Origin of the sequence: Ruegeria sp. HKCCE4148, from assembly GCF_017872495.1 — a bacterium.
GTDB lineage: Bacteria > Pseudomonadota > Alphaproteobacteria > Rhodobacterales > Rhodobacteraceae > Ruegeria.
Genome location: NZ_JAEDOS010000023.1, coordinates 1 through 2,769, shown reverse-complemented (window position 1 = coordinate 2,769; position 2,769 = coordinate 1). Strand labels below are relative to the sequence as shown.

General features: G+C 52.5%; 4 protein-coding genes. 1 reads left to right on the top strand and 3 read right to left on the bottom strand.

Going from position 1 to position 2,769, the window contains the following annotated elements; all coding sequences use genetic code 11:
- Positions 1-25 precede the first annotated feature (25 nt).
- The 3 genes from I9187_RS21835 to I9187_RS21825 all read right to left on the bottom strand — a co-directional run bounded on the left by I9187_RS21835 (position 26) and on the right by I9187_RS21825 (position 1,904).
- Positions 26-562, bottom strand: a complete 537-nt coding sequence (locus I9187_RS21835) for a hypothetical protein (protein WP_209940345.1) — start codon at positions 560-562, stop codon at positions 26-28.
- A complete protein-coding gene (locus tag I9187_RS21830; protein WP_245223362.1) occupies positions 546-1,283 on the bottom strand; it encodes a hypothetical protein in 738 nt (245 codons plus the stop codon). The genes I9187_RS21835 and I9187_RS21830 overlap by 17 nt, the downstream gene beginning before the upstream one ends.
- Before the next feature lie 105 nt (positions 1,284-1,388).
- Positions 1,389-1,904 carry a DUF805 domain-containing protein gene (locus I9187_RS21825; RefSeq protein ID WP_209940344.1) on the bottom strand — a complete coding sequence of 172 codons (516 nt, stop codon included), beginning with the start codon at positions 1,902-1,904 and terminating at the stop codon, positions 1,389-1,391.
- 571 nt (positions 1,905-2,475) lie between these two features.
- Here I9187_RS21825 and I9187_RS21820 point away from each other — a divergent pair.
- A partial coding sequence (locus I9187_RS21820; RefSeq protein ID WP_209940343.1) for a hypothetical protein occupies positions 2,476-2,769 on the top strand: 294 nt, incomplete at its 3' end.

Genomic DNA, 2,769 nt, shown 5'->3' with positions numbered 1-2,769 from the left:
CTTATCTGCGGTGCCCAATTACAGTTTACTCCCAATCACCAGCAGACGAGCGCCACGTCTTTGCTTCCGCATCCCAAACACTGGCTGTTGCGCAAGGCGTCGGGTTTATTCCGTCACAATTAGTTCCGTGGACATCTGCAAGGACAATGCGTTGACGCCCGAATTCGACGACCGTCCAGCCTCGATTGAGCAAGGAGTGAACTTCCTCTTCAATCAAGAAGTGCGACATGCATCCACCAGTTCCGCAATAAAGAGATGCAGCACTCGAACACGCGAATCCAGATTCATTCAGAACCCAGTCGGGTTGTAGATCTCCGTCGAGATCGACCCTCTCAACCGCACCCCAATCTAAGTCAAACTGACCGTCGTTGAACTCTGCGCAGGCTTGTTCTGCCAGATCAACCTTCGCCTGCAAACCAGTTGGAAGTTGCGAAACATCAGCCGCGACAGCTGGTGAGGTCCATACTGGGCTCGAAACCAGCACAATCCCGGAAACCAACCCTTTCAACAGGCCCACTAATTGGGAAGCCGGTTGGAGGGTGGCATCAATTGCACTGATCATACCTGTAGTCCCCGTATTCCAGCCAGTTTGCCGAACCTTCGCTAAAAATTAGAAACTCGGACCTGTCTTCCCCAAGCAGGGCGACAACAAATCCGGTCGGCGGCTCAGAGTTTCCGAAAAAGCTGTAGGCTGTCATGGCTCTGATCGACTCGCCGTTGACCGTTACTCGCGCGTCCCACTCTCCTTCCGGATTGTCCAAAATTACAGGTTCGATGACTCGCTCCACCGCTCCGCCACCACAATAGACGATGCCTTCGGGGGGTTCGTAGGAGGCCCCCTGGCTAGCACCTGAATCGCAGGCGGAACGAAGGGACTGAATTGCCGCGCTGGAACCTTTCAAGTCAAAGATTCCGTAGCTAACATCTTGATCAATCATGGACAGATTAACGGATGCATTGGCTGCAAGCTGGTCCTGTACAAAACCATAGTCCTCTTGACTATTGAAACTGACCTCGACGGGATAGTTGTCGACGATCTGCACGGCAGCGTTTTCTGCGCCAACCTGAAATGCCCCAACTTCGGTGGTGCCGTTCTTCAAAAAACGAATGGAAAACCCCTGCTTCTCCACAATGTCCTGGCTGTCCTCATATCCAGCCGGAGCAAAGCGGATACGGTCACACTGAAGTTCCAGCGTCATGTTTCCGGTTTGAATAAATGCATTGGGATCAGGGCCGGAGTTGACCGACCACTCCGCCGATGCTGAGGTCGCAATTGCCATCATCAAGGCTCCAATGGAAATCGTTTTGAACCTCATTTTTCTCTCCATGGTGTTACGTTTCGCGCAGTCATTCAGCAGAGATTCCAGCCTGTTGTCCGGACAACCTGGTCAGGAAACAGGTTCGCCGTATTCGTTTGCGCCTTCTTGAGAAGGTCGCGTCAGCCACCAGATCATCAGGATGGACAGAACCAATTGAAGAATTGAGACAACAACAATACCGGTCACGCCCAAAACTGCCGCGGGTCCTCGCAATGCATCGGGGTTTTCGGCCCCTTGCTCCAATGCCGAGAAGAACGCCACGCCACCCAGCATAACAAAAAGCGTTGTAATGCTGAGCGCCATCGGCAGCAGCAAGTACCAGCCAGGTCGCCCTGTATCATGCAACCTCCGCCAACCGGCGGCCAGCATAGGGATGATAACGGCCAGTTGGAAAACAGAGGACAGAACTCGAGATCCTTGCCCTGTTTCTGGGTTGGTCCCGAATATGATCGCATCCACCACAGCTAAAGCAGAACTCACGAGAACCACAAACAAGAAGAACCACCAGTATTCTGAGCGCATAGCCCGACCGGAGAACTGGAAGTATTTCGAGAAACACGTTTTGACGGCTTCAACAAAACCCATTTTCAATCCTTTCTTGGTTTCTGCGCGACCTCAGAACGCCTCGCCGACCCAAAAGAACACATTCGCCCTCATGGGTGCTCCCACCTACCTTTTTGTTTGAGGGCAGACGCCTATCGTACGAGAGCGTAATGAAGTTTACGCGCGGAAAAAATGTTGATTTATTAAAAATTAGATTCAAACATGCGAATTTGACACAACTTTCATTTTACCTCCGTTGTGATCGCTGTCGCCCGACTTGTCGGGCCCTACCGGCCGCTGGAGTGAGTGCTGGCGGTCGGAAGGCACTTTACACGGATCAGTCGTTGGGAGAGCGCGATGCTTAGACTTAATGTACTCGCCCTCTTTCCAGAGTTTGCTCTAGCTTTTGCCAGTGATTTCATTCGGCCATCCCACGTTGTTGGAGGTCTTGGCAGTCAAAGTAATAGTGCTCTGCCCGCCAAGCCCCCCCGCGGCAAGTTTTGGGAAAGGTCGTCACAGGAACGTTGTCTGTTCTGTCGGCTGCCCAAAGGCGAGAGCCTCAAACAAGCGCATCCAAGTTCATTAACTTCAACAGACTCAGAGGGAGAAGAAAATGACCAACAAGATGGTGATGATTGCAAGCGCAACTTGTTTTGCACTGCTCGCGGCCTGCGACGACACGGGTACATCCAATGCGTCCGCCGAACTCACACCCGCTCAACAGGCGTGTTTGCGAGATGTGGCCAAGACAACGAACAATTCGCAAGTCGTTGTGCTCTCATCCGCGTTTAGCGAAGCTGGAACACAAGTTACTGTCGGTGTTGGTGAGGACCGTGCTCCTTGGAATTGCATTGCTTACACTGATGGCGCGACAGCTGGTATCGAGTTTCTGGGCGACGAAGGCGCA

Bases quoted from the DNA above. Each gene is read 5' to 3' on its own strand.
- I9187_RS21835 (WP_209940345.1), bottom strand. From the start codon at position 562: ATGATCAGTGCAATTGATGCCACCCTCCAACCGGCTTCCCAATTAGTG.
- I9187_RS21830 (WP_245223362.1), bottom strand. From the start codon at position 1,283: ATGATGGCAATTGCGACCTCAGCATCGGCGGAGTGGTCGGTCAACTCC.
- I9187_RS21825 (WP_209940344.1), bottom strand. From the start codon at position 1,904: ATGGGTTTTGTTGAAGCCGTCAAAACGTGTTTCTCGAAATACTTCCAG.